Source organism: Phaeobacter gallaeciensis DSM 26640 (genome assembly GCF_000511385.1).
GTDB lineage: Bacteria > Pseudomonadota > Alphaproteobacteria > Rhodobacterales > Rhodobacteraceae > Phaeobacter > Phaeobacter gallaeciensis.
Map to the genome: position 1 here is coordinate 2,563,398 of NC_023137.1, position 26,175 is coordinate 2,589,572.

The 26,175-nt window shown below is 60.6% G+C and carries 24 protein-coding genes and 3 tRNA genes; 18 read left to right on the plus strand and 9 right to left on the minus strand.

Annotated elements, in window-relative coordinates:
* Window positions 1-396: 396 nt before the first annotated feature.
* A complete protein-coding gene (locus GAL_RS12435; protein ID WP_024097928.1) occupies window positions 397-1,467 on the minus strand; it encodes an Mrp/NBP35 family ATP-binding protein in 1,071 nt (356 codons plus the stop codon).
* 319 nt (window positions 1,468-1,786) lie between these two features.
* Between GAL_RS12435 and GAL_RS12440 the strand changes: the two genes are divergently transcribed.
* The gene (locus GAL_RS12440) at window positions 1,787-2,005 is read left to right on the plus strand and encodes a DUF1127 domain-containing protein (RefSeq protein WP_024097929.1); all 219 of its coding nucleotides are present in this window, start codon (window positions 1,787-1,789) and stop codon (window positions 2,003-2,005) included.
* A gap of 345 nt (window positions 2,006-2,350) precedes the next feature.
* On the opposite strand, the gene GAL_RS12445 is transcribed toward GAL_RS12440, so the two are convergent.
* Window positions 2,351-4,714, minus strand: a complete 2,364-nt coding sequence (locus GAL_RS12445; RefSeq protein WP_040104081.1) for an ATP-dependent helicase — start codon at window positions 4,712-4,714, stop codon at window positions 2,351-2,353.
* Between the two features lie 271 nt (window positions 4,715-4,985).
* On the opposite strand from GAL_RS12445, the gene GAL_RS12450 reads away from it, so the two are divergent.
* From GAL_RS12450 to GAL_RS12460, 3 genes are all read left to right on the plus strand, one after another.
* The gene (locus tag GAL_RS12450) at window positions 4,986-6,782 is read left to right on the plus strand and encodes a sensor domain-containing diguanylate cyclase (RefSeq protein WP_024097931.1); all 1,797 of its coding nucleotides are present in this window, start codon (window positions 4,986-4,988) and stop codon (window positions 6,780-6,782) included.
* A 469-nt stretch (window positions 6,783-7,251) separates the two neighbouring features.
* Complete coding sequence (locus GAL_RS12455; protein WP_024097932.1) at window positions 7,252-8,457, plus strand: alpha-hydroxy acid oxidase; 1,206 nt, start codon at window positions 7,252-7,254, stop codon at window positions 8,455-8,457.
* A 126-nt stretch (window positions 8,458-8,583) separates the two neighbouring features.
* The gene (locus GAL_RS12460) at window positions 8,584-12,024 is read left to right on the plus strand and encodes a pyruvate carboxylase (protein ID WP_024097933.1); all 3,441 of its coding nucleotides are present in this window, start codon (window positions 8,584-8,586) and stop codon (window positions 12,022-12,024) included.
* A 114-nt stretch (window positions 12,025-12,138) separates the two neighbouring features.
* Here GAL_RS12460 and GAL_RS12465 read toward each other — a convergent pair whose 3' ends face one another.
* Entirely contained in the window at window positions 12,139-12,345 is a 207-nt protein-coding gene (locus tag GAL_RS12465; protein WP_024097934.1) for a hypothetical protein, read from the minus strand.
* Between the two features lie 235 nt (window positions 12,346-12,580).
* Between GAL_RS12465 and GAL_RS12470 the strand changes: the two genes are divergently transcribed.
* From GAL_RS12470 to GAL_RS12495, 6 genes are all read left to right on the plus strand, one after another.
* Window positions 12,581-12,655 (plus strand) — tRNA-Gly (locus tag GAL_RS12470).
* Window positions 12,656-12,812: 157 nt separating this feature from the next.
* The gene (locus tag GAL_RS12475) at window positions 12,813-13,787 is read left to right on the plus strand and encodes a DNA cytosine methyltransferase (protein ID WP_024097935.1); all 975 of its coding nucleotides are present in this window, start codon (window positions 12,813-12,815) and stop codon (window positions 13,785-13,787) included.
* Window positions 13,788-13,889: 102 nt separating this feature from the next.
* Entirely contained in the window at window positions 13,890-14,801 is a 912-nt protein-coding gene (locus tag GAL_RS12480; protein WP_024097936.1) for a NaeI family type II restriction endonuclease, read from the plus strand.
* A gap of 67 nt (window positions 14,802-14,868) precedes the next feature.
* A tRNA-Gly gene (locus tag GAL_RS12485) sits at window positions 14,869-14,943 on the plus strand.
* Between the two features lie 215 nt (window positions 14,944-15,158).
* Window positions 15,159-15,233: transfer RNA gene (locus tag GAL_RS12490), tRNA-Gly, on the plus strand.
* Window positions 15,234-15,449: 216 nt separating this feature from the next.
* Window positions 15,450-16,802 carry an aminotransferase gene (locus GAL_RS12495; protein WP_024097937.1) on the plus strand — a complete coding sequence of 451 codons (1,353 nt, stop codon included), beginning with the start codon at window positions 15,450-15,452 and terminating at the stop codon, window positions 16,800-16,802.
* A gap of 413 nt (window positions 16,803-17,215) precedes the next feature.
* Here the strand turns inward: GAL_RS12495 and GAL_RS12500 are convergent, their stop codons facing one another.
* Window positions 17,216-17,455, minus strand: a complete 240-nt coding sequence (locus tag GAL_RS12500; RefSeq protein WP_024097938.1) for an Lrp/AsnC family transcriptional regulator — start codon at window positions 17,453-17,455, stop codon at window positions 17,216-17,218.
* 202 nt (window positions 17,456-17,657) lie between these two features.
* On the opposite strand from GAL_RS12500, the gene hisB reads away from it, so the two are divergent.
* On the plus strand, window positions 17,658-18,245 hold the full coding sequence (gene hisB, locus GAL_RS12505; RefSeq protein WP_024097939.1) for an imidazoleglycerol-phosphate dehydratase HisB: 588 nt from the start codon (window positions 17,658-17,660) through the stop codon (window positions 18,243-18,245).
* 1 nt (window position 18,246) lies between these two features.
* Entirely contained in the window at window positions 18,247-18,885 is a 639-nt protein-coding gene (hisH, locus tag GAL_RS12510) for an imidazole glycerol phosphate synthase subunit HisH (protein ID WP_024097940.1), read from the plus strand.
* Between the two features lie 97 nt (window positions 18,886-18,982).
* Here hisH and GAL_RS12515 read toward each other — a convergent pair whose 3' ends face one another.
* The gene (locus GAL_RS12515; RefSeq protein ID WP_024097941.1) at window positions 18,983-19,714 is read right to left on the minus strand and encodes an AraC family transcriptional regulator; all 732 of its coding nucleotides are present in this window, start codon (window positions 19,712-19,714) and stop codon (window positions 18,983-18,985) included.
* A gap of 102 nt (window positions 19,715-19,816) precedes the next feature.
* On the opposite strand from GAL_RS12515, the gene GAL_RS12520 reads away from it, so the two are divergent.
* Entirely contained in the window at window positions 19,817-20,353 is a 537-nt protein-coding gene (locus tag GAL_RS12520) for a peroxiredoxin-like family protein (protein ID WP_024097942.1), read from the plus strand.
* Window positions 20,354-20,370: 17 nt separating this feature from the next.
* The gene (locus GAL_RS22805) at window positions 20,371-20,781 is read left to right on the plus strand and encodes a WGR domain-containing protein (protein WP_244462759.1); all 411 of its coding nucleotides are present in this window, start codon (window positions 20,371-20,373) and stop codon (window positions 20,779-20,781) included.
* A 102-nt stretch (window positions 20,782-20,883) separates the two neighbouring features.
* On the opposite strand, the gene GAL_RS12530 is transcribed toward GAL_RS22805, so the two are convergent.
* A complete protein-coding gene (locus GAL_RS12530; RefSeq protein WP_014874050.1) occupies window positions 20,884-21,270 on the minus strand; it encodes a DUF2147 domain-containing protein in 387 nt (128 codons plus the stop codon).
* Window positions 21,271-21,402: 132 nt separating this feature from the next.
* Here GAL_RS12530 and hisA point away from each other — a divergent pair, with 132 nt between their 5' ends.
* Window positions 21,403-22,125, plus strand: a complete 723-nt coding sequence (gene hisA / locus GAL_RS12535; protein WP_024097943.1) for a 1-(5-phosphoribosyl)-5-[(5-phosphoribosylamino)methylideneamino]imidazole-4-carboxamide isomerase — start codon at window positions 21,403-21,405, stop codon at window positions 22,123-22,125.
* Between the two features lie 94 nt (window positions 22,126-22,219).
* Here hisA and GAL_RS12540 read toward each other — a convergent pair whose 3' ends face one another.
* Window positions 22,220-22,666: a DUF302 domain-containing protein gene (locus GAL_RS12540; protein WP_024097944.1), complete on the minus strand. Its 447-nt coding sequence runs from the start codon at window positions 22,664-22,666 to the stop codon at window positions 22,220-22,222.
* Window positions 22,667-22,936: 270 nt separating this feature from the next.
* On the opposite strand from GAL_RS12540, the gene GAL_RS12545 reads away from it, so the two are divergent.
* The 3 genes from GAL_RS12545 to GAL_RS12555 are packed head-to-tail and all read left to right on the plus strand — an operon-like array spanning window position 22,937 to window position 24,529.
* Window positions 22,937-23,419, plus strand: a complete 483-nt coding sequence (locus tag GAL_RS12545; protein ID WP_024097945.1) for a DUF2867 domain-containing protein — start codon at window positions 22,937-22,939, stop codon at window positions 23,417-23,419.
* A 34-nt stretch (window positions 23,420-23,453) separates the two neighbouring features.
* The gene (hisF, locus tag GAL_RS12550) at window positions 23,454-24,215 is read left to right on the plus strand and encodes an imidazole glycerol phosphate synthase subunit HisF (protein WP_024097946.1); all 762 of its coding nucleotides are present in this window, start codon (window positions 23,454-23,456) and stop codon (window positions 24,213-24,215) included.
* Window positions 24,212-24,529 (plus strand): phosphoribosyl-ATP diphosphatase, encoded by a 318-nt coding sequence (locus GAL_RS12555; RefSeq protein ID WP_024097947.1) that lies wholly within the window; start codon window positions 24,212-24,214, stop codon window positions 24,527-24,529. Before hisF ends, GAL_RS12555 begins: the two co-directional genes overlap by 4 nt.
* A gap of 131 nt (window positions 24,530-24,660) precedes the next feature.
* Here the strand turns inward: GAL_RS12555 and GAL_RS12560 are convergent, their stop codons facing one another.
* Window positions 24,661-25,131, minus strand: coding sequence for a CoA-binding protein (locus tag GAL_RS12560; protein ID WP_024097948.1), 471 nt, complete (start codon window positions 25,129-25,131; stop codon window positions 24,661-24,663).
* A gap of 380 nt (window positions 25,132-25,511) precedes the next feature.
* Entirely contained in the window at window positions 25,512-26,075 is a 564-nt protein-coding gene (locus GAL_RS12565; RefSeq protein WP_081731424.1) for a YHS domain-containing (seleno)protein, read from the minus strand.
* Window positions 26,076-26,175: the final 100 nt, after the last annotated feature.

Sequence of the window (26,175 nt, forward strand, 5' to 3'; positions counted from 1 at the left end):
CGCAAAACCCACTACATATAGGTGCAATTTTGCACTCCAAAAAAGTACCATGATTTCCCAAAAATTTTGGAAGCGCACCTGAAGAAACAATGCGTTCCCTCTCCGTTCGCGCAACTCTATCCGTGCCGGACATTCAAAACGGCCTGATTTGGCCGATATCACCGAATAACCACACCGTGAGGGCACAGTGATTCGGAACAGCGGTGGCTAAGCGTGCTCACGCTCGCCCATAAACTCCCACAGGCCCCATGAATTCCCATGGCTCCCATAATTTCCCAGACAACCCATGAGCGCCCAACGCCAGCCCGACGATCGGGCTGATGTGAGACCCGACAAAAAGACTTGCGGGTGAAACCGGCCTTCGGCAGGCCGGTCGCTGGGCGGTCAGGTACAGTGTCAGGCCATACCGCCCCGGATCAGCCCTTCGGCCATTTTGGCATAGGCCTGCGCTATGGGCCCCTCACCGGCTGCAATGGGCGTACCATTGTCGCCCGCCAACCGGGTCTCTAGATCAATCGGCAACGCCCCCAACAACGGCACGCCAAGGCGCTCAGCCTCAGCCGCGACGCCACCATGACCGAAGATGTGGTGCTCGCCACCGCAGTCCGGGCAGGCAAAGAAGGACATATTCTCAATGAGACCCAGGACGGGGGTCTTGAGAGTGTTGAACATGTCGAGCGCTTTGCGCGCATCCAGGAGCGCCACATCCTGCGGCGTGGAGACCACGATGGCACCGGACAGTTCTGCCTTGGTGCAGAGGGTCAGCTGCACATCGCCGGTGCCGGGTGGAAGATCCACGATCAGCACGTCGAGTTCACCCCAGTTCACCTGCCCCAGCATCTGCTGCAACGCGCCCATCAGCATCGGGCCGCGCCAGACCACGGCCTTGGCTTCATCCACCATAAACCCAATCGACATCAAGGTGACGCCATGGGCATGCAACGGTTCAATGACTTTGCCGTCGGGGCTGGCGGGGCGGCCACTGGCGCCCATCATGCGCGGCTGGCTCGGTCCATATATATCCGCATCCAGCAGCCCCACCTTGCGGCCCTGCCGCGTCAGGGCCACGGCGAGATTGGCGCTGACTGTGGATTTGCCCACGCCGCCCTTGCCGGAACCGACCGCGAGGATGCGTTTGACACCGCTGGGTTTCAGCGGCCCCTGTTGCGGTTTTGGATGACCGCCCAGCTTCAGGGTCGGTGCCGGTTTGGCTGCCGCATCAGCATGGGCGGTCAGTGCCGCAGAGACACTGTCTACCCCCGGCAAGGCCAGAACAGTGGCCTCAGCCGCGCGGCGCAGCGGCTCCATCTGAGCGGCGATCTGCGGATTGGGGGCCTCGATCACGAAACTGACCCGCCCGCCATCAACCATCACCGCGCGCAGCATGTCGCGCGAGACCAGCGTGCCGCCATCGGGCAGCTGCAGCCGCGCAAGGGCGTCGCGAATCTCTTCCTGGGTGGGGGGCATGGCCGGTCTCCTCATGGTTTCCAGCCATATAAGACCTGCGGCGACCAAGCCCAAGGCCACATTGCGCTGTCAGGCAGAGCCGATTCCGAAAGATGCCACGGCGCGCTGGTTCATTCCTCGCCCGATTTTTCAGCGCCCGGCCCCTCCATGATGCATAACTCAGCAGGATCAACCCCGTTTCCCTTAGGAAACCCATGCATTTGCTGCATAGCAGAAATGCCCCTTTCAGGGATTGTGCGCTCGCAGCATTATCATATTTATGGGGTCAAGCGAGGCCGGGAACGGCCAGACACACACATAGACGTTAAGGACAACACCGATGGCCGCTGTTGATAATATGACAACCCGTAAAGGCGCTCTGGCCTTCAGCCCGCGCGCCGTGTTTGACGAACTGAAAGGCAAGATTGCACGCTACCGCCTGTACCGCCAGACCATCAATGAGCTGTCGACGCTCTCTGGTCGCGAGCTGGCGGATCTGGGGCTGAGCCGCTCCATGCTGCGCAGCGTTGCCTATGAGGCCGCTTACGGCACGAAATAAAGAGTTCAGGCTCTCTTCTCCTCCTCCCTTGAGGGCCTGTAATCGCGGTGACATCCTCCTCCTCCCTGATGTCACCGCACCCTATACCGGCGTTATAGCCGGATCCTGATACACCATGCCTCCTCCTCCCTGATGGTATGGTGTTGCACAGAACGGCGGTGCCCTCCTCCTCCCTGGCACCGCCGTTTTTTGTGCCTGATGCTCTACGCCGCAGTCCCTTCCACTGATCACCGGACGCAAAAAGGGCGCCGACAGAGTGTCGACGCCTGATCTGCTAGTCAGCCCACTCCTGAGGGCGACATATATGTGTGCCCTATGGCTGTAACGGCGCCCCAAATGACCGGGTTAAAAGGGGACATCCTCTGCTGCGGTGACAAAGCGGGCCACGACTTTCTTGGTGCCAGCCTTCTCGAAATCAACCTCCAGCTTGTCCCCCTCTATGCCGCTGATCGCGCCATAGCCAAATTTCTGATGAAACACCCGCTCCCCGACCATGAAGGCGGATGTCGCGGTGAGATCAATGACGCTGGATTTACTTTCCTTGGGCTGTGACAGACCACGCTCACCGGCGCGGGACTGCATGCGCTTCCAGCCGGGTGAGTTATACCCGTCGGCGGCCGCCATGCGATCCTCGATCGTGGAGCGCACCGCCCCACCGCCGCCGCCGGGGGCCGCAGCCCCGTAGCCGCCACCATAAAGACCGGGCGGGGTCAGCACCTCGACATGTTCTTCCGGCAGCTCATCGATAAACCGCGACGGCAGCTGTGATTGCCATTGCCCGAAGACACGGCGGTTGCCGGCAAAGGAGATGGTGCAGATTTCCTCGGCCCGTGTGATGCCGACATAGGCCAGACGGCGCTCCTCCTCGAGGCCCTTCAGGCCGCTTTCGTCCATGGAGCGCTGCGACGGGAACAGGCCATCCTCCCACCCCGGCAGGAACACGGCCGGAAATTCCAACCCTTTGGCGGCGTGCAGCGTCATGATCGACACCTTTTGGGCGGCGTCCTGTTTGTCATTATCCATGATCAGACTGACATGTTCGAGGAAGCCTTGCAGGTTTTCAAACGCCTCCAGCGCTTTCACCAGTTCCTTGAGGTTTTCCAGACGCCCCGGCGAATCCGGGTTTTTGTCGGTCTGCCACATGCTGGTGTAGCCGCTTTCATCCAGAATGGTTTCGGCCAGCTCCATATGGGTCATATCGGCGTCGCCCGCCAGACGCCCCCAGCGGGCAAGGTCAGTGACCAGCTGGCGCAGCGCATTGCCACCCTTGCCCTTGATCTGGCCGGATTCGACCGCAAGCCGCGCGCCTTCTACCAGGGAGACGCCATTGCTGCGCGCCATGGTCTGAATGGTCTGCTGCGCCTTGTCGCCAAGGCCGCGCTTCGGCGTGTTAACGATCCGCTCAAAAGCCAGGTCATCGTCAACACTGACCACCAGCCGGAAATAGGCCATGGCATCGCGAATTTCGAGTCGCTCATAAAAGCGCGGACCACCAATGACCCGGTACGGCAGGCCAATCGTCAGGAACCGATCCTCAAAGGCGCGCATCTGATGGGAGGCCCGGACCAGAATCGCCATATTGTTGAGGTCAACCGGCGCCAGACCACGGGTACCGCGCTGCATCGCCTCGATCTCCTCGCCGATCCAGCGGGCCTCTTCCTCGCCATCCCAATGACCGATCAGGCGCACCTTCTCGCCACCGCGCGCCTCGGTCCACAGTTCCTTGCCCAGACGACCGGAATTGCCACGGATCACACCGGAGGCGGCGCTGAGAATATGTTCGGTCGAGCGGTAGTTCTGTTCCAGACGCACCACATTGGCGCCGGGGAAATCCTTTTCAAACCGCAGGATATTGCCGACCTCCGCGCCGCGCCAGCCATAGATCGACTGATCATCGTCACCGACGCAGCAGATGTTCTTATGCGCGCCCGCCAGCAACCGCAGCCAGAGATACTGCGCCACATTGGTATCCTGATATTCGTCCACCATGATGAAGCGGAACCAGCGTTGGTACTGCTCCAGTACATCCGGGTTATCCTGAAAGATGGTGACCATATGCAGCAGCAGGTCGCCAAAATCGACCGCGTTCAGATCCTTTAGCCGCGCCTGATACTGGGCGTAGAAATCCACGCCGCGATGGTTGTAGGCGCTGGCATCGGAGACCGGCACCTTAGACGGCGTCAGCGCCCGGTTTTTCCAATCGTCAATGACGCCTGCCAGCATGCGCGCAGGCCAGCGTTTGTCATCAATGCCTTCAGCCTTGATCAGCTGTTTCAGCAGGCGGATCTGATCATCAGTATCCAGAATGGTGAAATTGGATTTGAGGCCGACCAGTTCCGCATGGCGGCGCAGCAGTTTCACGCAGATGGAGTGGAAAGTGCCAAGCCAGGGCATCCCCTCAACCGCCTGCCCCAACATGCCTGCAACCCGCTCTTTCATCTCGCGTGCGGCCTTATTGGTAAAGGTCACGGCGAGGATCTCGTTCGGTTTGGCGGTGCCCGTGGTCAGAAGATGCACGATGCGCGCAGTCAGCGCCTTCGTCTTGCCGGTGCCGGCCCCTGCCAGCATCAGCACAGGCCCCTCCAGGCATTCAACTGCGGCCCGCTGTGCCGGGTTCAACCCGTCGAGATAGGGCATCGGCCGCGCAGCCATGGCGCGCGCGGACAGCGAGATCCCCTCATAGGGGTCGATATCGTCAAAACTGCTCATGGGCGCGACATTAGCGCGTTTCAATCCCGGCGAAAAGAGGGCGTTCACAGTCTGTTCCACCCTCGTTGACAGCAAGTCAACTGCATAAACTCCGAAAATCTTCAATAGTTTAAGCTTAGAAAATCGTCAAAATAGCTTACCGGTTAATAGAATTGAAAACTCGATAGGTCACCGTAAGTCTGTTGCCAGGCCAATGTGGATCCGATCCCGACCCAGCCAAGATACAATTCTGGCACATCACAGGCATTATTAATTTGATGGTTACGGCATTATGAAATCCGATCTCAAAACCAGCGTCGCTGAAAAAATTCGCAGCATGTCCCTCCTCTTCGTGCTGTTTGTAGCCGCGGCGGCCTCGGTCTGGGCGGTATTCTCGGTGCCCGCTCCAATCGTGGATCACATGCTTGAGGCAGACGTGCGCAAGCAGGCAGAGCTCTGGCAGCGCCGTATCGTTCTGCATATGCAGGAACCGGGAGAATCATTCGAGGAGGGCGTCATTCAACCCCATGACGCGCATATGCTGTCTCTTTTCACAGAAGAAACCGACGTCTACCGATATCGCCTGCTGACCGCATCGGGGGAGATCTTCTGGTCCTCGCGAAGCGATGAGATCGGCGAGTTTGAAGCAAATGTATTTTTCACCACGCATGTTGCCAAAGGTGAAACTTATTACATGCATGAGACGCTGCCCGCCTATGATGTGGATGGCCTGACCCTGCAAACGGGCACATATGACAGCGACGTCACCCGCGAAGTCGCACAAGTTTACGTCCCCCTCATCCACAATGGACATTTTGACGGGGCGATTGATTTCTACACGGATATCACAGAGTTGCGGGATACCTTTATCAACCGGGTGCAACTGTCACTATTGGTCCTGACCTCCATCGCGCTGCTGGCCATGACGATTGCGGTCTATGTCGTGTTCAAAACAAACCGGTTCCGCATGAACCAGCTGCGCCAACGTAACGAAACTGAACGTGAGATCCTGGATGAGCAACTGCGGCTCGCCCGGGAGGTCCAGTTGCTGGGAGAGCTGAACGAATGGCTGCAATCCAGCCGCTCGCTGGATGAGCTGTTCGACATGGTCGCCCGCTTCATGACACATATTTTACCGACGGCCGAGGGCAGCGTCTATGTCTACTCGAACTCTCGCGATGTGCTGGACGGTTGTGCCAGTTGGAATGGCGGCACTCATAGGGATCACATCCACCCGGAAGAATGCTGGGGGCTGCGCCGGGGCCGCACCTATGAATTCGGCTCTTCGGAGATTGATTTTGTCTGCGAACATGCAGAGCCGCATGACGGTCGCGCCTACTACTGCTTCCCGATTTTGGCCCATGGCGAAACCGTCGGCCTGATGCATCTGCGTGCGCTGAGCGACGCCACTGAAGAGTTTACCCAAAGCAAGAAACTGGCCCAGATGTGTGCGGAGCAAATCTCAATGGCGATCGCCAATGTGCGGATGCGCGACCAGTTGCATGATCAGTCTGTGCGTGACCCGCTGACTGGCCTGTTCAATCGTCGCCATATGACCGAGACCCTGCGAAAGAGCATCGGCAATAGTCAGAAGTCCGGGACCCCGCTCAGCATCATTGCGGTTGATGTGGATCACTTCAAGAAATTCAATGACAACCATGGTCATGATGCCGGGGATATGGTGTTGCGCGCCGTCGGCTCGGTGCTGGAACAGGCCTGCGACGGCGACGAGGTTGCCTGCCGCCCCGGTGGCGAGGAATTCACCCTGATTCTGCCCGGGGCCAGCCAGGAAGATGTCATGACCAAGGCTGAGCTGCTGCGCCAGGCGGTGGAGGCTATCGTGGTGCGCTACGGGGAAAAGGCACTGCCGGGGATTTCGATCTCACTTGGGGTGGCGCACTACCCGCGTCACGGCACCATGCCACAGGATCTGCTTCGGGCATCGGATGAGGCATTGTACGATGCAAAAGCAAAAGGCCGCAATCAGGTCTGTGTCGCCTCGTCAGCCGAACAGGCCCCCCGCGATCCGGGCGCGCAGAAGGGCCCATCTACACTCCACAAGCCCGACGGTCCGATCGCCGCCGAATGAGGCGGCTGCGCGTGGCTCAGAATGCAGGCCATCCCGTCGCCTGAGCCGCAACCCAGTCCCTACCGCCCGATATTCGCGGCGGTCATGTCCACGTCCTGCGCCTCGGACACGAACGCCGCCATAGAGGGATATTTTGGCAGCGGGCAAAAATCCGCGGTGGACGGGAGGTCGCCGAAGCAAAGGGGGCGGCCTGCGATACCCAGATGGCCTCCTTGCACAGGCCCACCTGCCCTCCGCAAGTACACATGTCAGCATGCCCACCGCCCCGCTCCGGCACCTAGCTACATGCAACCAGTATCATGTAAGAATGCCGGAATAGAGGTGCCGACGAACCCGGTGGATTGCACTGTCGCGTGGCCTCGCGCAGCCGCGTGCAGGGGAACCAGACGGAACAGGTCCAGCACGAATAGTTACAAAATTGTTTCAAACCTACACTCCGCACTAGACTTTTGCTGCAAGGCAGCAACAAATGCGCAGCATGGATTTGCATCAGCGTTATCCCGCTCTCAGTGACCTTCGCCAGCGCGCCCGGCGGCGCCTGCCGCGTTTTGTTTGGGAGTATCTGGACAGCGGCACGGGACGGGAGATCACCAAGGCCCGCAACCGTGCTGCGCTGGATTCCGTGGGCTTTGCGCCGTCCATTCTGCATGGTCCGCAGACGCCGGATCTGAGCCGTCGCTTTCTGGGCATTGACCGGCCGCTGCCCTTTGGTGTGGCACCGGTTGGCATGTCGGGGCTGATCTGGCCGGACGCAGAACGCCAGCTCGCACGCTGCGCTGCGGCACATGACATCCCTTATTGTCTCTCCACCGTGGCCAGCCAGTCGCCCGAAGATCTGGCCGGTGATCTGGGGGCCGCGCCGTGGTTCCAGCTCTACCCGCCGAAGGACCCTGACATCCGCCACGATCTGCTGGCGCGCGCCAAGGCCGCCGGCTTTGCCGGGCTGGTACTGACCGTGGATGTGCCCGTCGCCTCCCGGCGGGAACGGCAGACCCGCTCCGGGCTGACGCAGCCGCCGCGGCTCACCCCCCGGCTGCTGGCACAGGTGGCCATGCGACCGACCTGGGCCATGGGCATGGCGCAGCGTGGCCTGCCGCATATGCGGACATTGGACAAATACACCGCTGGCCAGACCGACAGCCTGTCGTCGACCGCCCATGTCGGCTACCTGCTGCGCACCTCGCCCGACTGGGACTATGTGAAATGGTTGCGGGACCATTGGGATGGCCCGTTGATCATCAAGGGCGTTATGCGCGCCGAAGATGCTGCGCCACTGGAGGCCCTTGGCGTAGATGCGCTCTGGGTATCCAATCACGCCGGGCGGCAGTTTGATGCGGCCCTGTCAACGATTGAGACCTTGCCCGGCATTCGCGCCGCCACCCGCCTGCCGCTGATTTTCGACAGCGGAATCGAGGGCGGGCTGGATATCCTGCGGGCGCTGGCATTGGGAGCTGACTTCGTGATGCTAGGCCGCGCCTTCCATTTTGCGCTCGCCGCGCTTGGACCACGGGGACCGGCGCATCTGATCGACATACTGCGTAAGGACCTGGAGGCAAACATGGGCCAACTCGGGATCCCCGATTTGACCAACTTGCCGCAACCGTTGACCCTTCCGCCCCTTAACCCGCCATTCGCGACAAATAGGACCGATACGGACATAAATACACCGCCGTAATCGCAATTTTTGCCGGTTTCTGGCCTCAGGTCAGCGCTATCACGCTGGCCATACCCAGAACTACGTCTATACCGGACCCTAATTTGCGCTTATCACTTCGCCAAACTGCACGACCCCGAGGAAGCCATGACCGACTTCAAGAAAATCCTGATCGCCAACCGCGGCGAGATCGCCATCCGCGTCATGCGGGCAGCCAATGAGATGGGCAAGAAGACGGTGGCCGTCTATGCCGAGGAGGACAAGCTGGGCCTGCACCGGTTCAAGGCGGATGAAGCCTATCGGATCGGCGAAGGGATGGGGCCAGTCGCCGCCTATCTGTCGATTGATGAAATCATTCGTGTCGCGAAGGAATGCGGCGCCGATGCGATTCACCCCGGATACGGCCTGTTGTCCGAGAACCCGGACTTCGTGGATGCCTGCGCGCGCAATGGCATCACCTTCATCGGTCCAAAGGCGGAAACCATGCGCGCCCTTGGCGACAAGGCAAGCGCCCGCCGCGTCGCCATTGAGGCCGATGTGCCCGTGATCCCGGCAACCGAGGTGCTGGGCAATGATATGGACGCGATCCGCAAGGAAGCCGCAGACGTGGGTTACCCGCTGATGCTGAAAGCCTCCTGGGGTGGCGGCGGTCGCGGCATGCGCCCGATCCACAGCGAAGATGAGCTGGAAGAAAAAGTACTGGAAGGCCGCCGCGAAGCGGAAGCCGCCTTTGGCAATGGCGAGGGGTATCTGGAGAAGATGATCACCCGCGCCCGGCACGTTGAGGTTCAGATCCTTGGCGACAAGCACGGCGAGATCTACCATCTCTATGAGCGGGACTGCTCCGTCCAGCGCCGCAATCAGAAAGTGGTCGAACGCGCGCCTGCCCCCTATCTGACAGAGGAGCAGCGCACCGAGATCTGCGATCTGGGCCGCAAGATCTGCCAGCATGTGAACTATGAATGCGCAGGCACCGTCGAATTCCTGATGGATATGAACGACGGCAAATTCTACTTCATCGAGGTGAACCCGCGCGTTCAGGTGGAACATACCGTCACCGAGGAAGTCACCGGTATCGACATCGTGCAGGCGCAAATCCTGATCGCCGAGGGCAAGACCATTGCCGAGGCCACCGGCAAGGCGTCACAGGATGAAATCCGCCTCAATGGCCATGCCTTGCAGACACGGGTGACCACTGAGGACCCCCTGAACAACTTCATTCCCGACTATGGCCGCATCACCGCCTATCGCTCGGCCACCGGCATGGGGATCCGTCTGGATGGTGGCACGGCCTATGCAGGCGGGGTGATCACGCGATACTACGATTCGCTGCTGACCAAGGTGACAGCCAAGGCCCCCACCCCGGAAAAGGCGATTGCGCGGATGGACCGCGCCCTGCGCGAATTCCGGGTGCGCGGTGTCAGCACCAATATCGCCTTTGTCGAGAACCTGCTGAAACACCCGACCTTCCTGTCGAATGAATATACCACCAAATTCATCGACGAGACGCCGGAGCTGTTCCAATTTGCCAAGCGCCGCGACCGCGGCACCAAGGTGCTGACCTATATCGCCGATATTTCGGTCAATGGTCACCCGGAGACCGAAGGCCGCCCGGAACCACATGCAGATCTGAAAGAACCGCGCGCGCCGAAAGCGGATGCCGCAACGCAGCCCTATGGCACCCGGAACCTGCTGGAACAAAAGGGCGCGCAGGCGGTTGCCGACTGGATGAAGGCGCAGCGCCAGCTGTTGCTGACCGATACCACCATGCGCGATGGTCACCAGTCGCTGCTGGCCACCCGGATGCGCAGCCATGACATGATCAAAGTGGCCCCGGCCTATGCGCAGAACCTCAGCCAGCTGTTCTCGGTCGAGTGCTGGGGCGGTGCGACATTCGACGTGGCCTACCGCTTCTTGCAAGAATGCCCTTGGCAGCGCCTGCGTGATCTGCGCGAGCGGATGCCGAACCTGATGACCCAGATGCTGCTGCGCGCCTCCAACGGGGTTGGCTATACCAACTACCCCGACAATGTGGTGCAGAGCTTTGTGAAACAGGCCGCCACGGGCGTTGATGTGTTCCGCGTGTTCGACAGCCTGAACTGGGTTGAAAACATGCGCGTTGCGATGGACGCCGTCGTCGAGAGCGGCAAGATCTGCGAAGGCACCATCTGCTACACCGGTGACATCCTTGATCCGAGCCGGGCCAAATACGACCTCAAGTATTATGTCGGCATGGCTAAGGAGCTGGAAGCCGCAGGCGCGCATATCCTCGGCCTCAAAGATATGGCTGGCCTGTTGAAGCCTGCCGCCGCCCGCCAGTTGGTCAAGGCGCTGAAGGAAGAGGTCGGCCTCCCGGTCCACTTCCACACCCATGATACCTCTGGTGTGGCTGGCGCCACCATTCTGGCGGCAGCGGATGCCGGCGTGGATGCTGTGGATGCGGCGATGGATGCCTTCAGTGGTGGCACCTCGCAGCCTTGCCTCGGCTCCATCGTCGAATCGCTGCGCAACACCGACCGCGACACCGGCATCGACATCGCCGCGGTGCGCGAGATCTCCGGTTACTGGGAGCAGGTGCGGGCGCACTACGTGGCCTTCGAGAGCGGGCTCGCCGCGCCTGCATCCGAGGTTTACCTGCACGAGATGCCCGGTGGTCAGTTCACCAACCTGAAAGCACAGGCCCGGTCGCTGGGTCTGGAAGAGAAATGGTCGGATGTGGCGCAGACCTATGCCGATGTGAACCAGATGTTTGGCGACATTGTGAAGGTGACGCCATCGTCCAAGGTGGTTGGCGACATGGCGCTGATGATGGTCTCCCAAGGCCTGACCCGCGATGATGTCGAGGACCCGAAGAGTGATGTGGCCTTCCCCGACTCGGTGGTGGACATGATGCGCGGCAATCTGGGCCAGCCGCCGGGTGGCTTCCCTGAAGGGATCGTCTCCAAGGTGCTGAAAGGCGATGCCCCCAATCTGGAACGCCCCGGCGCCCATCTGGCGCCTGTGGATCTGGAAGCGACCCGCGCCGAAGTCTCCAAAGAGCTGGAAGGCAAAGAGGTCGATGATGAGGATCTGAACGGCTACCTGATGTATCCCAAGGTGTTCCTCGACTACATGGGTCGCCATCGTCAGTATGGTCCGGTGCGCAGCCTGCCCACCCGCACCTTCTTCTACGGGATGGAACCCGGCGAAGAAATCACTGCCGAAATCGATCCCGGCAAGACGCTGGAAATCCGGCTGCAGGCGATTGGCGACACCGACGACAAGGGTGAGGTCAAAGTCTTCTTTGAACTGAACGGTCAGCCCCGCGTCATTCGCGTCCCGAACCGTCTGGTCAAAGCCACCACCCAAGCCAACCCGAAGGCCGAGCAGGGCAACCCCAACCACATCGGCGCGCCGATGCCGGGTGTTGTGGCCTCCGTTGCGGTGCAGGTTGGTCAGCCGGTGCATGAGGGCGACATGCTCCTGACCATTGAGGCGATGAAGATGGAGACCGGCATCCACGCCGAACGTGATGCGGTGGTGAAAGCCGTGCATGTCCAACCGGGTGGTCAGATCGACGCCAAGGACCTGCTGATCGAGCTGGAGTGATCCTGTCCAAAGCCTGTCACGGATGGCAGGCACCACTAATATAATCTGAAGGCGTCCCTGCAGATCGGGGGCGCCTTTTTCGTCAGATGGAACGTGCTGCCAGATGCGCGGCGGTCAGATCAGCGCCTGTGTCTCAATCGCTGGCGGCAGCATCACCGGGGCCTCGGCGGAATGAAGACCCGCGGCCTGTCCACCGGCGGTGAGTTTGACGCCAATTGCCAGACCAATGGCAACGGTCAGACCAAAAATACGCAAGGCGTCCAGGCGGTCGTCCAAGGATGTGCCCAGCCGGTCGCGCAGCGGTGTGCTTAGCAGTGTCATCAAGCGGCTCCCTCTTTGGTTTCGCAGATCTTTCTGCGGGTTGGCCTGGCTCATTGGTGCACTGTGCTCAGTATAATTTCGACCAGGCTCATGGTGTCATCATAGAGGTAAAACGCAGCAACCAGCGGGTTCCGTCGCTCAAATCGCCGTGACGGTCATTTTTTGCCGACCGCTTTGCGTTTTTCGCTTGCAGCCCCGCCAGTGAATGACTAAATCCCCCTCACCGAATGGCAGCGCGGGCGTAGCTCAGGGGTAGAGCATAACCTTGCCAAGGTTAGGGTCGGGCGTTCGAATCGCCTCGCCCGCTCCATTTGGACAGCAAAAAGGCCACCGCTTGCAGACGCAACGGTGGCCTTTTGTGTTTCTGAAATCCGGCGTAGCCTCTGGCTTGCGCGGAATCACTTCAGCGCCTAAGAACAGAGCAGGAACAGCTGCAACAGCAGCACGAGAACAGGTAATACGGCAGCATGCTCACATCGGTAGAACTCTGCGCAGGGGCAGGCGGTCAGGCGCTCGGGCTTGAGAAGGCCGGATTTGACCACACCGCGCTGGTTGAAATCGACAAACACTGCTGCGCCACCCTGCGCCACAATCGCCCCCAGTGGAACGTGCTTGAGGAAGATGTCCGCGCTTTCAAGGAGGACGCCGACGCCTATCGCGGTATTGATCTGCTGGCTGGCGGACTGCCCTGCCCACCATTTTCCGTCGCTGGCAAACAGCTCGGTGAGAAAGACGAGCGCAATCTCTTTGATGACGCCATCGAAATTGTTGCCGCCACCCGCCCCCGTGCGGTGATGATCGAAAACGTGCGCGGCTTTCTTGATGCGGTCTTCCATGATTACCGCGAGAAGCTGAAGAAGCAGCTCGCCAAGCTTGGCTATGAGACCGACTGGCGGCTCCTGAATGCCTCCGACTACGGCGTACCGCAGCTGCGCCCACGGGTAGCGATTGTTGCCCTGCGCAAGGAATTTTCCGGTCAGTTCAACTGGCCCGATCCCCTGCCGCATAATCCGCGCACCGTGGGTGAGACGCTGCTCGACCTGATGAAGGAACGCGGCTGGCGCGGGGCGGACGACTGGGCCGCCAAGGCCGATGAAATCGCCCCGACCATTGTCGGCGGCTCCAAGAAACACGGCGGGCCGGATCTGGGTCCGACACGGGCGCGGCGCGCCTGGGCAGCCCTGGGCGTTGAGGGGCGCACGATCGCCTATGAGGCGCCAGACCCCTTCCACAACGATATGCCGCGCCTCACGGTGCGGATGGTGGCGCGCATTCAGGGCTTTCCTGACAGCTGGCATTTCACAGGTGCCAAGACCAACGCCTATCGCCAGGTCGGCAATGCTTTCCCGCCCCCGGTGGCGGAGGCGGTCGCGCGGCAAATCCGTCAGGCCATCGCACGCCCCAACCTGACGGTGGTGCGCAGCCCCGCCAGCGGGCGCTGACCGGGGCGTCGTGATGGCGCGGCCCGCATATCTGGCAACCCCTGCCCTGTCACCTTTCCCAAAATACTCACAGCGCCGCCGCATCAAGGCGCCAGTCCCGCGATGAAACAGAAACTGCCGCCCAGCCAGGTCAGCCCCGGTCACGCCGATTACGCCCTACTGTCTGCATTGGCGCAGGACATCACCACCCGCGCGGGCGGGCTGATGGAGTTGACCCGCAGCGTCCCCGCAATGCTGCGCGACTGCATTGACGATGTGATCCTGACTGCCAAAACTGGGCGGCGCGCCTATGAGGATCTGGAAAAGACCGAAAAGACCTATATCGGCACGCGGGTGGAGATTGAGCTGCGCGCGCTGCTGCGGCTGCCGAAGGGGCGGCTGGACACCGAAATCCTCGGCCATGACGTGGATATCAAACACACCATGGGCAGCAATTGGATGATCCCGACCGAAGCGGTGGATCAGCCCTGCATTCTGGTGGCCGCTGATGAGCCACGGGCGCACTGTTATCTGGGGCTGATTGTGGCGCGGCGCGATTATCTGACCGCTGGGCAGAACAAGGACGCCAAACGGTCGATCTCGGCGCAGGGGTTTGAGCATATCCTCTGGCTGCTGTCCGATCAGCCTTACCCGGCTAATTTCTGGCGCCTGCTGCCAGAGGTCACCGTGGAGAACATCTTTGCAGGAGACAGTGGTAATGCGCGGATGGCGACGCTGTTCCGGGAGGTGCAGCGTCAGCCCATTCCGCGGGACGTTGTGGAGGCGGTGGCGGCGCAGAAGGATTTCATGCGGCGGATCCGTTCGGACGGCGGCCATGGCACCCGCGACCTTCTGGCGCGCGATGGCATCGTCATCCTTGAGGGGCGTAAGGATGCGCAGCTGATCCGCGCGCTCGACCTGCCTCATTGCAGTGGATCCGAATTCATCTCCGCGCAGCTGACCACCCTGGCGGAGGCCCGGCTGGTGGCGAGCGCCGGCCACGCGGGCTGCGAAGATTTTTTCGACAAGGCGTAAAAAGCCACCGTTTTCCTATTGCAGCCCTGCGCGCAATTGCCTATTCACCGCATCACCGGATGGCAGCGCGGGCGTAGCTCAGGGGTAGAGCATAACCTTGCCAAGGTTAGGGTCGGGCGTTCGAATCGCCTCGCCCGCTCCATCAGGACAGAAAGGCCGCTCATCTGAGCGGCTTTTTCTTTGTCCAATAAAAACATTACACTAGAAGATAATCGCCGGATCAGCTCAGGCGTCGAAGCGCGAATCTGTCAGCGCCTATGCTGCGCGTGGTTTTTGCTATTTTCTGCCATTGCGGGTCATTTTCCCTCTTGCGGGGGCTGCGGCAATTTCCTAAATACCGCCTCACCAAATGGCAGCGCGGGCGTAGCTCAGGGGTAGAGCATAACCTTGCCAAGGTTAGGGTCGGGCGTTCGAATCGCCTCGCCCGCTCCATTTGGATTGCAAAGGCCGCTCTTCGGAGCGGCCTTTTGCGTTTCTGCCTTTTGCGACGCCCCACATCCGACCTGTGCGGAATTGCTCCGAAGATTTGATCAAATTCCTTTGACCCGACTCTCAAAACCCGCCAATGCTGTGGCCAAAGGGGCTCAAGCCCCATCGCCGACAAGCCGCCGTCACTGCGGCGCGCCAACTCAGGAAGGACAACAGCCCATGGCCCCGGTCATCTATCCCACCACCAATTTCACCGCCACTGAACAGCTTTGCCTTGAGCGGGGCGAAGGCATCTATGTGTTCGACAGCGACGGGCGCAAATATATCGAAGGGCTGGCGGGTCTCTGGTGTACCTCGCTGGGCTACAGCAACACGGAGGTGATGGATGCGATCACCGAGCAACTCCATAGGCTGCCGTTCTCCCATACCTTTGGTGGAAAGACGCATCAGCCGATCCAGGATCTGGCGGATAAGCTGGCGGCAATGGTGCCGGTGGAGGATCCCTATATCTTCTTCGGAAACTCCGGCTCGGATGCCAATGACACCCATTACAAGATGCTGCGCTATTACTTCAACGCCATCGGCAAGCCGGAAAAACGCAAGATCATCACCCGTGAGCGTGGCTATCACGGCGTCACCGTGGCCGCAGGTTCACTGACCTCCCTGCCCGCGAACCTGGCGCATTTTGACGCGCCGCTGGAGGCACTGCATATCCTGCGCGCCGACTCGCCGCATTACTACACCGCCCGGAAGGGCAATGAGACCGAAGCGCAGTTTGTTGAGCGGATCCTGAAAAACCTTGAGGATCAAATCCTTGCTGAGGATCCCGACACGATTGCCGCGATGATCGTGGAGCCGATCACCGGTGCCTCGGGCGTGATCGTGCCGCCGGAGGGGTATTATGAGGGGCTGCAGGCACTGCTGCGCAAATATGGCATCTTGGTCTGGGCGGATGAGGTGATCTGTGGCTTTGGTCGCACCGGTGCGGATTTCGGCTGCACCACCATGGGCATCACGCCGGATCTGATGACCTTCGCCAAGCAGCTGTCGTCCGCCTATTTCCCGATCTCTGCCTCGGTCATTCCGGGCTGGATGTATGAGGCGATGGTGGATCAGACCAATGAGGTGGGCGTGTTTGGGCACGGCTATACCTATTCCGGTCACCCCGCCGCCTGTGCGGCAGCACTGAAGACGCTGGAGATTTACGAGCGCGACAACCTGTTTGACCATGCCGCCGAGGTGGGCGGCTACATGCAGGCGCAGCTGCGGGAGATTTTCACCGATCATCCGCTGGTGGGCGAGGTGCGCGGCAAGGGATTGATCGCGGCGCTGGAGCTGGTGTCGAATAAAACCACCGGCGCGAGCTTTGAAAAAGGTCCCGCGGGGGCAACCGCGCAGCGGTTGTGTCAGGACAATGGGCTGATCCTGCGGGCGGTGGCTGGCAATGCCGTGGCGCTGTGCCCGCCGCTGATCATCACCCGCGAAGAAGTTGACGAGATGCTGACCCGTCTGAAGACTGCGATTGACGCCAGTTACGAGGAGCTGAAGACCGGTGGTCACCTGGCGCATTAATGCGAAGAAACGCGGGACTTAACAGTGTGAGATCCAAGGCAGCGGCGTCAGATTATGGCGCCGCTTTTTCGTGGTCAGCAGGTCTGTTGCAGTGGGTCGGCAGAAGACCCGCGAGATCAGCAATGTCACAATCCTGCGGTTTTTCCCCGTGAATGTACCGTAAATTGCTGCGAGGCTTTGCCTATTCCAAAGGTGTTCCAAACCAGTATTTCAGCACCAGTTGATTATGTGATCCCGCATGGCGCTGCGGTCAGATGGTTTCGGGGGGAACCAGACGGTCGGGGACCTGTGGGATACAGAGCGCCAGTGGATCCGGGGACCACTGTATCCGGTAGGTCGGGGAAACCGGGGCAAGGGAGGTGGCGTGGCATGGACCCGCGCCGCTCCCCCGCTGTCCCGAAGATTGTGGCGGATCAGAACACCTTGAAGGTCATTGTGGTGAGCGATCGCTCAATCCCGGCGATGTCCAGCAGATGATCATTGATATATTTGCCAACATCCTGATCGCTGGGAATGTAGAGCTTCATCAACAGGTCATAGTCGCCGCTGGTGGAGTACAGTTCGGAGTGGATTTCTCGCAAAGCAATCTCTTCGGCGACCTTGTAGGTGGTGCCGGGTTTGCAGCGGATCTGGATAAAAACGCAGGTGGACATGGTGCCCCTCAACTGTTTGGGAATGCGGTATTTGGCCGCCAAGCTGACACGCAGGCGCGGCGGAGGCAATCCCCGGCGCGGCCTCCCGTGGGGGCTGCGCGGTCGAATGGCGCAACAGTTTTGCGCCAATTGCGGCGGCAGGCTTGAGCGCCCCCCCACCCTGCCCCTATAAGCGGCGCAGGATATCAAGGACATGCCGACCATGCGTAGCGCTCAGATCACCCGCAAGACCGCCGAAACCGAGATCACTGTCGAGATCAACCTCGACGGCACCGGTGCCTATGACAACCAGACCGGCGTCGGCTTTTTCGACCATATGCTGGACCAACTGTCGCGTCATTCGCTGATCGATATGACCATCCGCGCCAAGGGGGATTATCACATTGATGATCACCACACCGTCGAGGATACCGGCATCGCGCTGGGTCAGGCTATGGTTGCGGCCCTTGGCGACAAGAAAGGCATCAACCGCTATGGCGAATGCCACCTGCCGATGGATGATGCGCAGGTGCGCTGTGCGCTGGATCTGTCGGCGCGCCCGTTCCTGATCTGGAATGTAGATCTGCCCACCCAGAAAATCGGCACTTTCGACACCGAACTGGTGCGCGAGTTCTTTCAGGCGCTGAGCACGCACGGCGGCATCACCCTGCACATTGATCAGTTGCATGGGTTCAACAGCCACCACATCGCCGAAGCGGCGTTTAAGGCCGTGGCCCGCGCCCTGCGCACGGCGGTAGAAACCGATCCGCGCAAAGGCGATGCCATCCCGTCGACCAAAGGTGCGCTCTAATATGCTGACCGCAATCATCGACTACGAATCCGGGAATCTGCACTCCGCCGAAAAAGCCTTTCAACGCATGGCGCGGGAGGTGGATGGCGGCGAGGTTGTGGTAACTTCGGATGCGGATGTCGTGGCACAGGCCGATCGGCTGGTGCTGCCGGGCGATGGCGCCTTCCCGGCCTGCGCGGAGGAGTTGCGCGGCCATCGCGGCATCTATGAGGCCATGGTGGAAGCCGTCGAACAGAACGGTCGCCCCTTTCTGGGGATCTGTGTCGGCATGCAGTTGATGGCCACCACCGGTCACGAATACCGCGACACCCCCGGCCTTGGCTGGGTTGCGGGTGACGTGGTCAAGATCACGCCCAGCGACAGCACCCTGAAGGTGCCGCATATGGGCTGGAACAATCTGGTGATCGACCATGACCACGCGATCTTTGACGGCATCACGTCCGGCGATCACACGTATTTCGTGCATTCCTATCATTTCCGGGTGACCGACCCCTCCGAACGGCTGGCGCATGTGGAGTACGGCGGCGATGTCACCGCTGTCATTGGCCGGGAGACCATAGTGGGGATGCAGTTCCATCCGGAGAAAAGCCAGGACATTGGCCTGCGGATGATCGGGAATTTCCTGACCTGGGCGCCATAACCCAAGGGTTGGCATATCATGACATCTGAAAGCCATCTGCTGCGCAGATGGCTTTTGTATTTGAGTATTTATGGAAAGATGACAGGCGCGGAGGCGATCAGGCAGCCGCCATACGCAAGGACAGCGGCGCCACGCCATAGGCTTTGCGGAAGGCACGACTGAAACCTTCGGGGCTGCTGTAGGCGTAGCGCCGGGCCACGGCATCAACCCGATCCCCGCGCGACAGATCCTGATGTGCAAGGATCAGCCGCCAGCGGCGCAGGTATCCGATTGGGGTTTCTCCTACCTCCGCAGCGAAAACTTCGGCAAAACGCGACAGGGATAGTCCGGCTATTTCGGCCAGATCGGCATTGCTCCAGATGCGGCCTGGATGATCATGCATAGCGACAATCGCCCGGCTCAGCCGTGGATCCGCCAGCCCGGCAAGCAGCCCCGGCTCGGTCGCACCATTCTGAAGCTGATTGCGCAGAAGATGCACCATCAGCACTTCGCCCAGCCGATTGATCACCGATTGTGCGCCACAGCGACCGGCCTCAGCCTCCCCCCGCATCGCACGCACCAGAGCCTGCACCTCTGGGGCATCGGAGATGTCATAATCGACCTGCGCCGGCAGAGCCGCCAGAAACGGGTTGCGGCGTCCAGACCACTCCACCCGCGCCGCCCACAGCACCGCAGCAGAGGTGCGCATCGGTGAACTCTCAGTCGTATAGTAGCGGATACGCACAGGCTCCCGCTCGGGGCCCGCAAGGGCAACAAGATTCGCCTCCCCCGGCCCTGCAGCGCGCACGCAGAGCTGGAAGCGATCCATCAATGTGGTCAAACGATCCATAAAATCGGATTTTCCATCATATTTTTCGGATTTACGTGATCATAATATGAGGAAAGATGGAAAACAAGTCACCAACACTGCTAGCTGACAAGGACCCTGCTCATGCTGATGCCACGCCAAAAGACACCTGATCTGACCCTGCCGACACTGGACCACGGCACCTTTGACCTCTCCTCAGAGGATGCGACACGGGGCACGGTGATCTGCTTTTACCGCGGATTACACTGCCCGATCTGTGCCAACTACCTGACCGAACTGGAGAAGCGGGTTGCCGATTTTGCCAGCCGCGGCGTGGCCTGTATCGCTGTCAGCAGTGATGGCGAGGAACGGACCCGCGCGATGGCCGATAAGATTGGCGCCGAGGCGCTGCGGTTCGGCTATGACCTGCCGCTGAATGTCGCGTGCCAGTGGGGGCTTTACCTGTCCACCTCGCGCGGGAAGACCTCAATCGGGATCGAGGAACCGGCGCTGTTTTCCGAACCCGGCCTGTTCATGGTGACACCTGAGCAGACGCTTTACTACGGATCGGTGCAGACCATGCCTTTCGTGCGCCCGCATTTCTCGGAACTGGTCTCGGCGCTGGATTTTGCCATCGCCAATGACTACCCCGCGCGCGGCGAATACGACGGCGACGTCTGATCAAGGGCCTCAGGCTGATGACATTGAGGCGTCTGGCCGCAGGGTGCTGTGGCCAGATGGCAACCGGGCGCAGCTTGGGAATGCGAAATCCGGGCGAGAATGGATGGACAGCGGAGACGCACACGGGCATACACCGCAAACCCAGATATCCCCAGTCTTTTGCAGGTCGCCGCCCGGTGCAGATCCGTCTCGAAAAATTCGACTATATTGAAGGTCAGCACCGCTATTGCGTGCTGAACCTGAGCCAGACCCTGTTCGGGGAGTGGTGTGTCGAACAGACCAACGGCCCATTGGGAGAGGCCGGCGGTCAACAGCGGCGCAGCTACTACACATCCCAGGAAACCGCCTTGGCCGCTGCCGAGAAGCATCGCGACCGCCAGATCAAACGCGGCTTTGTGCCGATCCCGGTGCAGTTGGGACTGTTCTAGGGCCCAGGCCCAGTCTCCGCACACCCATCAAAAAAGGGCGCCGACCTGATGCCGCCGCCCCCTTGAGGTACTGATCCACTCACCTGACCTTGAAGGGCGCGCCTACTTCACCCGGCTCCAGGTCTGTTTGGAGCAGATCAATCCACCCGCCACGCAGCCGCGCAGGGCCAGCGATTTACCGGACAGGTTCATCTTGCCGGTATAGATCTTGTTGTTCGAGGGGCGCCAGACCTTGCCCGCGTAAGAGCCATCGCCATTTGCCACCATATCGATCACCAGCGTTTTGCCGATATTGGGCGACTTATACTCGCCCTCGGCATTGAACGTCCGGCTGATCTTGCCACAGACGGCGGCACCGCAGGGCGCCATGGTGACATGCGCATATGAGCCGTCATCAGGCTGGGTTTTCCAGGTACCCAGCACCGGATCAGCCGAGGCCATGCCCGCCAGACCCAATGCACAGGCGATACCAAGTGCCAGTTTTTTCATGTGTCATCCTCCCTTTTGCAGCCAGTCTGGCCGCCAAGGGGCAATTCAGGCAAGCTTGACCTCGGGTCGCGTTGCAATCCGGCGCGGCCTTGTGCAAAAGAGGCCAGCTTAGTTTTATGAAGGACCGGCCGGATGATCCTCTACCCCGCAATCGACCTCAAGGATGGCCAGGCCGTTCGCCTGTTGCATGGCGATATGGAGAAGACCACGGTCTTCAACGACGACCCGGCAGCCCAGGCGCTGGAGTTTGTCGAGGCAGGCTGCGACTGGCTGCATCTCGTGGATCTGAACGGGGCCTTTGCGGGTGAGCCGGTCAATGCCGCGCCGGTCGAAGAGATCCTGAAGCGCTGCAAGGTCCCCGCCCAGCTGGGCGGCGGCATTCGCGACATGGCCACCATCGAACGCTGGATCGACAAAGGTCTGGCGCGGGTGATCCTCGGCACCGTCGCGGTGGAGAACCCCGATCTGGTCCGCGAAGCGGCGCGCGCCTTCCCCGGCAAGGTCGCCGTCGGCATTGATGCCCGCAATGGCCGCGTCGCCACCAAGGGCTGGGCCGAAGAGACCGATGTCATGGTGACCGATCTGGCAAAATCTTTTGAGGATGCCGGTGTGGCCGCGATTATCTACACTGATATTCTGCGCGATGGCGCCATGAAAGGTCCGAACGTTGAGGCCACAGCCGCGCTGGCCAATGCCGTGAGCATTCCGGTGATTGCCTCGGGCGGTGTTTCTTCGCTGGACGATCTGCGGGCGCTCAAGTCCTGCGGCGCGCCTTTGAATGGCGCCATCTCCGGTCGCGCGCTTTATGATGGCGCGATCGACCTTGCCGAGGCGCTGAAGATCCTCAAGAGCTGATCGCCCCTCTTCTGGCTGGAAATATCCCCGGGGTGAATGGGCCGGAGGCCCAGAGGGGGCAGCGCCCCCTCCGCCTGTGCTGAAACCGCCCGCGTTACTTGACCGCGGCACTCGTCAGCTTGCCAAGCGCGCCCTGCATCTTGGCAACAGCCTCCGCATCGGCGGGAACACCCAACCCTGAGAGCATCTCAGCCGGATCTTCATAGGTCAGCCAGACCTGCCCCTCCGCGTCCTGATACGCGAGGATTTTCAGGGGCAGGAACAACCCCGCGCGCGGATCCGCCTGCATCACCGGGGTGCCCAGTTTCGGATTGCCAAAGATCAGCAGCTGCGCGTCACCAAGGGACAGATCCACCTTCTGCGCCCCGGCGGCGTGATCCACACGGGCAAATACCGTGGCGCCTGCCCCCTCAACCGCGGCCTGCAGCGCATCCATGGTCTCAGCCACGGGTTTTTGGCTTGGTATTTTGATCAGGTCAGCAGCGGCAGGAAAGGCAGACATAACAGCAATAGCTCCGGCGAGGGCAAGGGATTTGATCATAACGGCAGCTCCGAATTTGGGAAGGAATGCGCTAAGAACAAGCCAGCACAGCTCTGTGTACAATTCACATTTTTGGCATCGGCAAACCCGTGCCACAGGGCCGGGTCCAACCATTTGCCCACAGTAAGCTCAGTCAGAAATGGCGCCGAGGCCGGCGCCCCGGCCCCTGCGGCACCGCGCCCGCTTCCCATCTGTCGCAAATTTACGTTTATTGCGCCGCAATAGTGCCGTTGATCTCCCCGGTGCGAAGACAGAAATGGAATTCAGCCCATGCCCCGCGTCCGCAAGACCCGCCTCCCCGACAGTGCCCGTTTGTGGCAGATGGTCTCGCCCGGCGATTTCGTCGATGGCTATGCGGTCGAAAGCCCGCTGTCCCCGCGGGAAGCTGCCGATATTGGCCTGTCGATGCCGGGATGGGCCTCCGCGCTTTTGCGCCTGCGCAACGCGATTGTGCGCCCGTTAGGACTGAAAACCGAGGTGAGTGACACCGGCGAAGGCGCGATCTTTCCCGTCACCTTTGAGGACAATCGCGAATTGATCTTGGGCGCAGATGACAGTCATCTGGATTTCCGCATCACCGTTTTACGCCACGACGGGCAGATTTACATGGCCACCTGGGTTCATCGGCATAACCTTCTGGGGCGGATCTATCTAGCGCTGGTGATGCCGTTTCATATCCTGATTGTCCGGGACAGCATGCGCCGCATCGCGCGGCACAGCCCCGCGATTGCATCCCAACCACCCGCGCAGTAAGACAGGGCCATCCGCAGCGGCAAAGGGATCCTCCATGCTGAAAACCCGCATTATCCCCTGTCTCGACGTGGCCGATGGCCGCGTGGTCAAAGGAGTGAACTTCGTTGGCCTGCGCGACGCTGGCGATCCCGTTGAAGCGGCCAAAGCCTATGATGCGGCCGGCGCGGACGAGATCTGCTTTCTCGACATTCATGCGACCCATGAAAACCGTGGCACCATGTTCGATATGGTGCGGCGCACTGCGGAACAGTGTTTTGTGCCGCTCACCGTTGGCGGCGGGGTCCGCACCAGGGAAGATGTGCGTGCCTTGCTCTTGGCCGGGGCCGATAAGGTCTCGTTCAATTCCGCAGCGGTAGCCAACCCGGATGTCATTCGCGAGGCTGCGGACCAGTTCGGCAGCCAGTGCATCGTCTGCGCCATTGACGCCAAAATGGTGGCGCCTGGCAAATGGGAAATCTTCACCCATGGCGGTCGCCGCGAAACCGGCATTGATGCGGTTGAATTTGCCCAGCTTGTGGTGGCCAAAGGTGCGGGAGAGATCCTGCTGACCTCAATGGACCGCGACGGCACCAAATCAGGCTTCAACCTGCCGCTGACCCGCGCGATATCCGATGCCGTTGATGTGCCGGTGATCGCCTCCGGTGGCGTGGGCACGCTGGATCATCTGGCGGAAGGCGTCACCAAAGGCGGTGCCAGCGCGGTTCTGGCGGCCTCCATTTTTCACTTTGGCGAATTCACTGTGCAGGAAGCCAAACAACATATGGCCGCTGCTGGTATTCCGATGAGGCTGACATGACCCTGCTGCACGATCTTGAGAGCACCATACTGTCCCGCAAAGGGGCTGACCCGGACAGCAGCTGGACCGCCAAACTGCTCGACAAGGGGCCTGAAAAATGTGCCGAGAAATTCGGCGAGGAAGCCATTGAAGCCATCATTGAGGCTGTGAAGGACAACAAGACCGGGCTCGCCTCCGAAGGCGCGGATGTGCTCTATCACTTTCTGGTGATGCTGGCGGCGCGTGATGTGGCACTAGACGATGTGCTTCAAGTGCTGGCCGATCGTCAGGGTCTGAGCGGCATTGCCGAGAAGGCCGCCCGGCCCAAGGGCTGAAGACCGAACCGCACCGCGTAGCGGTGCCACCCCCAACTGTGAAAGACGCCCAATGGGCGGCTGAAACGGGCGGGAGCGCCCCGCCTTCTGCAGTGGATAGCACTCCCGACGACAAATCTCAGATGCAAGCGTCAAAGCTTTGACGAAATGATCCCGGTGGCAAATCCGCCCATGCGCAGCTCTCCGAACAGGCGCTGATATTCGATCTTCGGGCAGCGGTTCTGGATCACTGTGACACCGCGCGCCTCCGCTTTTGCGGCGGCCTCGGCATGCTCTACGCCGATCTGCATCCAGATCGTCTGCACCCCTTCGCAGACCTCCAGCGCCTCCTCCACGATGGCGGGCACCGCCTCGGAGCGGCGAAAGATGTCGACCATATCGACCGGCTCGCGAATATCGCTGAGGCTGGCATGAATGGTTTGACCAAACAGGGACTTCCCCGCATGGCCCGGGTTCACCGGCAGCACGCGATAGCCCTTGAGGCCGAGATACCGCGCCACGTAGTAGCTGGGACGGACCGAATTCGTGGAGACGCCAACCACCGCGATGGTTTTGGTGCGTGTCAGCACATCTTTCAGATGCTGGTCGGTATATTCTGGCATCGCTCCCCCGTCTGCGCTGGTCTCACATCGCCCTGCCAAAGTCGTCTGATGAGCGTTGCGTCAATCCTGACCGTATCGTTTGGCGCATTGCGTGCAAGGTCAATTGCGCTCTGCTGCCCTGTCAGAAATCGCACGTTCCCGACAGCGCAAGAAAAAAGCGCCCGGGATCAAGCCCGGGCGCAAGGTATGGAACGAGGGACAGTGAAAAAGATCTGCGAAGGTTCCAATTCGCAGTCTGATAATAATATGGGGTGGGCTGTCGATTTTGAAAGGGAACCTCTCAAATTCGTGACATTTCTCTCGTGCGGCCAGTCACATAGGGATCTGCAAGAAACGCAATTCCGAGCCGACAGCTCTTACAACAGCTCGGTGCTTGCCGATCACTTCCGCAGGATCTTGGGCCAGCGCCCTTCGGCGGCGGAAATCAGCGCCTGCCGCTCGGCCTGCCAGGCGGCCAGCGCAGTTGGATTGTTCAGCAGATAGAGCCGACCGTCAGCAATCACCCAGAGCGCCGGATTGCCGGGCGCCAGATATCCTTTGGAGAGCGCATAAGCGCAATAGCCCCCAAATCGGGGCGCATAGGCACGGGGATTGAGCTCAAACCGCTCCTGATTCTGCGAGGTGGCAAAGCGCCAGACGGCCCCATGCCACAGGATCGCATGAGTCTGCTGGCCCAGCACGGCCGTCCCGTCTTGAAAAAACGCCACCACATCATGGCCACCAACGGCCACCCCTCTCGGTGCGGAAACCAGCGCTGGGTCGGCGCGGGCCGTTTCAGGTGTCAGCACCGCCGCCAATGCAACCACACTGCCGACCCCCAGCACGGCCATTGTAGACCTGACAAATGCAGCCAGACGCCGGACGATCCCTTCCCGCACGCGCGGAATGCGCGGCGTCGAGATCGGGCGGTATTTCTGACTGGGCATGGCAGAGCGGCGGGTCACGGGCAGGCGGTGTCCTTCATGGAGTGGTTCAGTTTTAGGGCGCAGACGGGCACATGCCCGCGACGGTGTCACGATAAGTCTGCCCGGTAGACCGGCACCT

Bases quoted from the DNA above. Each gene is read 5' to 3' on its own strand.
- GAL_RS12435 (WP_024097928.1), bottom strand. From the start codon at position 1,467: ATGCCCCCCACCCAGGAAGAGATTCGCGACGCCCTTGCGCGGCTGCAG.
- GAL_RS12440 (WP_024097929.1), top strand. From the start codon at position 1,787: ATGGCCGCTGTTGATAATATGACAACCCGTAAAGGCGCTCTGGCCTTC.
- GAL_RS12445 (WP_040104081.1), bottom strand. From the start codon at position 4,714: ATGAGCAGTTTTGACGATATCGACCCCTATGAGGGGATCTCGCTGTCC.
- GAL_RS12450 (WP_024097931.1), top strand. From the start codon at position 4,986: ATGAAATCCGATCTCAAAACCAGCGTCGCTGAAAAAATTCGCAGCATG.
- GAL_RS12455 (WP_024097932.1), top strand. From the start codon at position 7,252: ATGCGCAGCATGGATTTGCATCAGCGTTATCCCGCTCTCAGTGACCTT.
- GAL_RS12460 (WP_024097933.1), top strand. From the start codon at position 8,584: ATGACCGACTTCAAGAAAATCCTGATCGCCAACCGCGGCGAGATCGCC.
- GAL_RS12465 (WP_024097934.1), bottom strand. From the start codon at position 12,345: ATGACACTGCTAAGCACACCGCTGCGCGACCGGCTGGGCACATCCTTG.
- GAL_RS12475 (WP_024097935.1), top strand. From the start codon at position 12,813: ATGCTCACATCGGTAGAACTCTGCGCAGGGGCAGGCGGTCAGGCGCTC.
- GAL_RS12480 (WP_024097936.1), top strand. From the start codon at position 13,890: ATGAAACAGAAACTGCCGCCCAGCCAGGTCAGCCCCGGTCACGCCGAT.
- GAL_RS12495 (WP_024097937.1), top strand. From the start codon at position 15,450: ATGGCCCCGGTCATCTATCCCACCACCAATTTCACCGCCACTGAACAG.
- GAL_RS12500 (WP_024097938.1), bottom strand. From the start codon at position 17,455: ATGTCCACCTGCGTTTTTATCCAGATCCGCTGCAAACCCGGCACCACC.
- hisB (WP_024097939.1), top strand. From the start codon at position 17,658: ATGCGTAGCGCTCAGATCACCCGCAAGACCGCCGAAACCGAGATCACT.
- hisH (WP_024097940.1), top strand. From the start codon at position 18,247: ATGCTGACCGCAATCATCGACTACGAATCCGGGAATCTGCACTCCGCC.
- GAL_RS12515 (WP_024097941.1), bottom strand. From the start codon at position 19,714: ATGGATCGTTTGACCACATTGATGGATCGCTTCCAGCTCTGCGTGCGC.
- GAL_RS12520 (WP_024097942.1), top strand. From the start codon at position 19,817: ATGCTGATGCCACGCCAAAAGACACCTGATCTGACCCTGCCGACACTG.
- GAL_RS22805 (WP_244462759.1), top strand. From the start codon at position 20,371: ATGACATTGAGGCGTCTGGCCGCAGGGTGCTGTGGCCAGATGGCAACC.
- GAL_RS12530 (WP_014874050.1), bottom strand. From the start codon at position 21,270: ATGAAAAAACTGGCACTTGGTATCGCCTGTGCATTGGGTCTGGCGGGC.
- hisA (WP_024097943.1), top strand. From the start codon at position 21,403: ATGATCCTCTACCCCGCAATCGACCTCAAGGATGGCCAGGCCGTTCGC.
- GAL_RS12540 (WP_024097944.1), bottom strand. From the start codon at position 22,666: ATGATCAAATCCCTTGCCCTCGCCGGAGCTATTGCTGTTATGTCTGCC.
- GAL_RS12545 (WP_024097945.1), top strand. From the start codon at position 22,937: ATGCCCCGCGTCCGCAAGACCCGCCTCCCCGACAGTGCCCGTTTGTGG.
- hisF (WP_024097946.1), top strand. From the start codon at position 23,454: ATGCTGAAAACCCGCATTATCCCCTGTCTCGACGTGGCCGATGGCCGC.
- GAL_RS12555 (WP_024097947.1), top strand. From the start codon at position 24,212: ATGACCCTGCTGCACGATCTTGAGAGCACCATACTGTCCCGCAAAGGG.
- GAL_RS12560 (WP_024097948.1), bottom strand. From the start codon at position 25,131: ATGCCAGAATATACCGACCAGCATCTGAAAGATGTGCTGACACGCACC.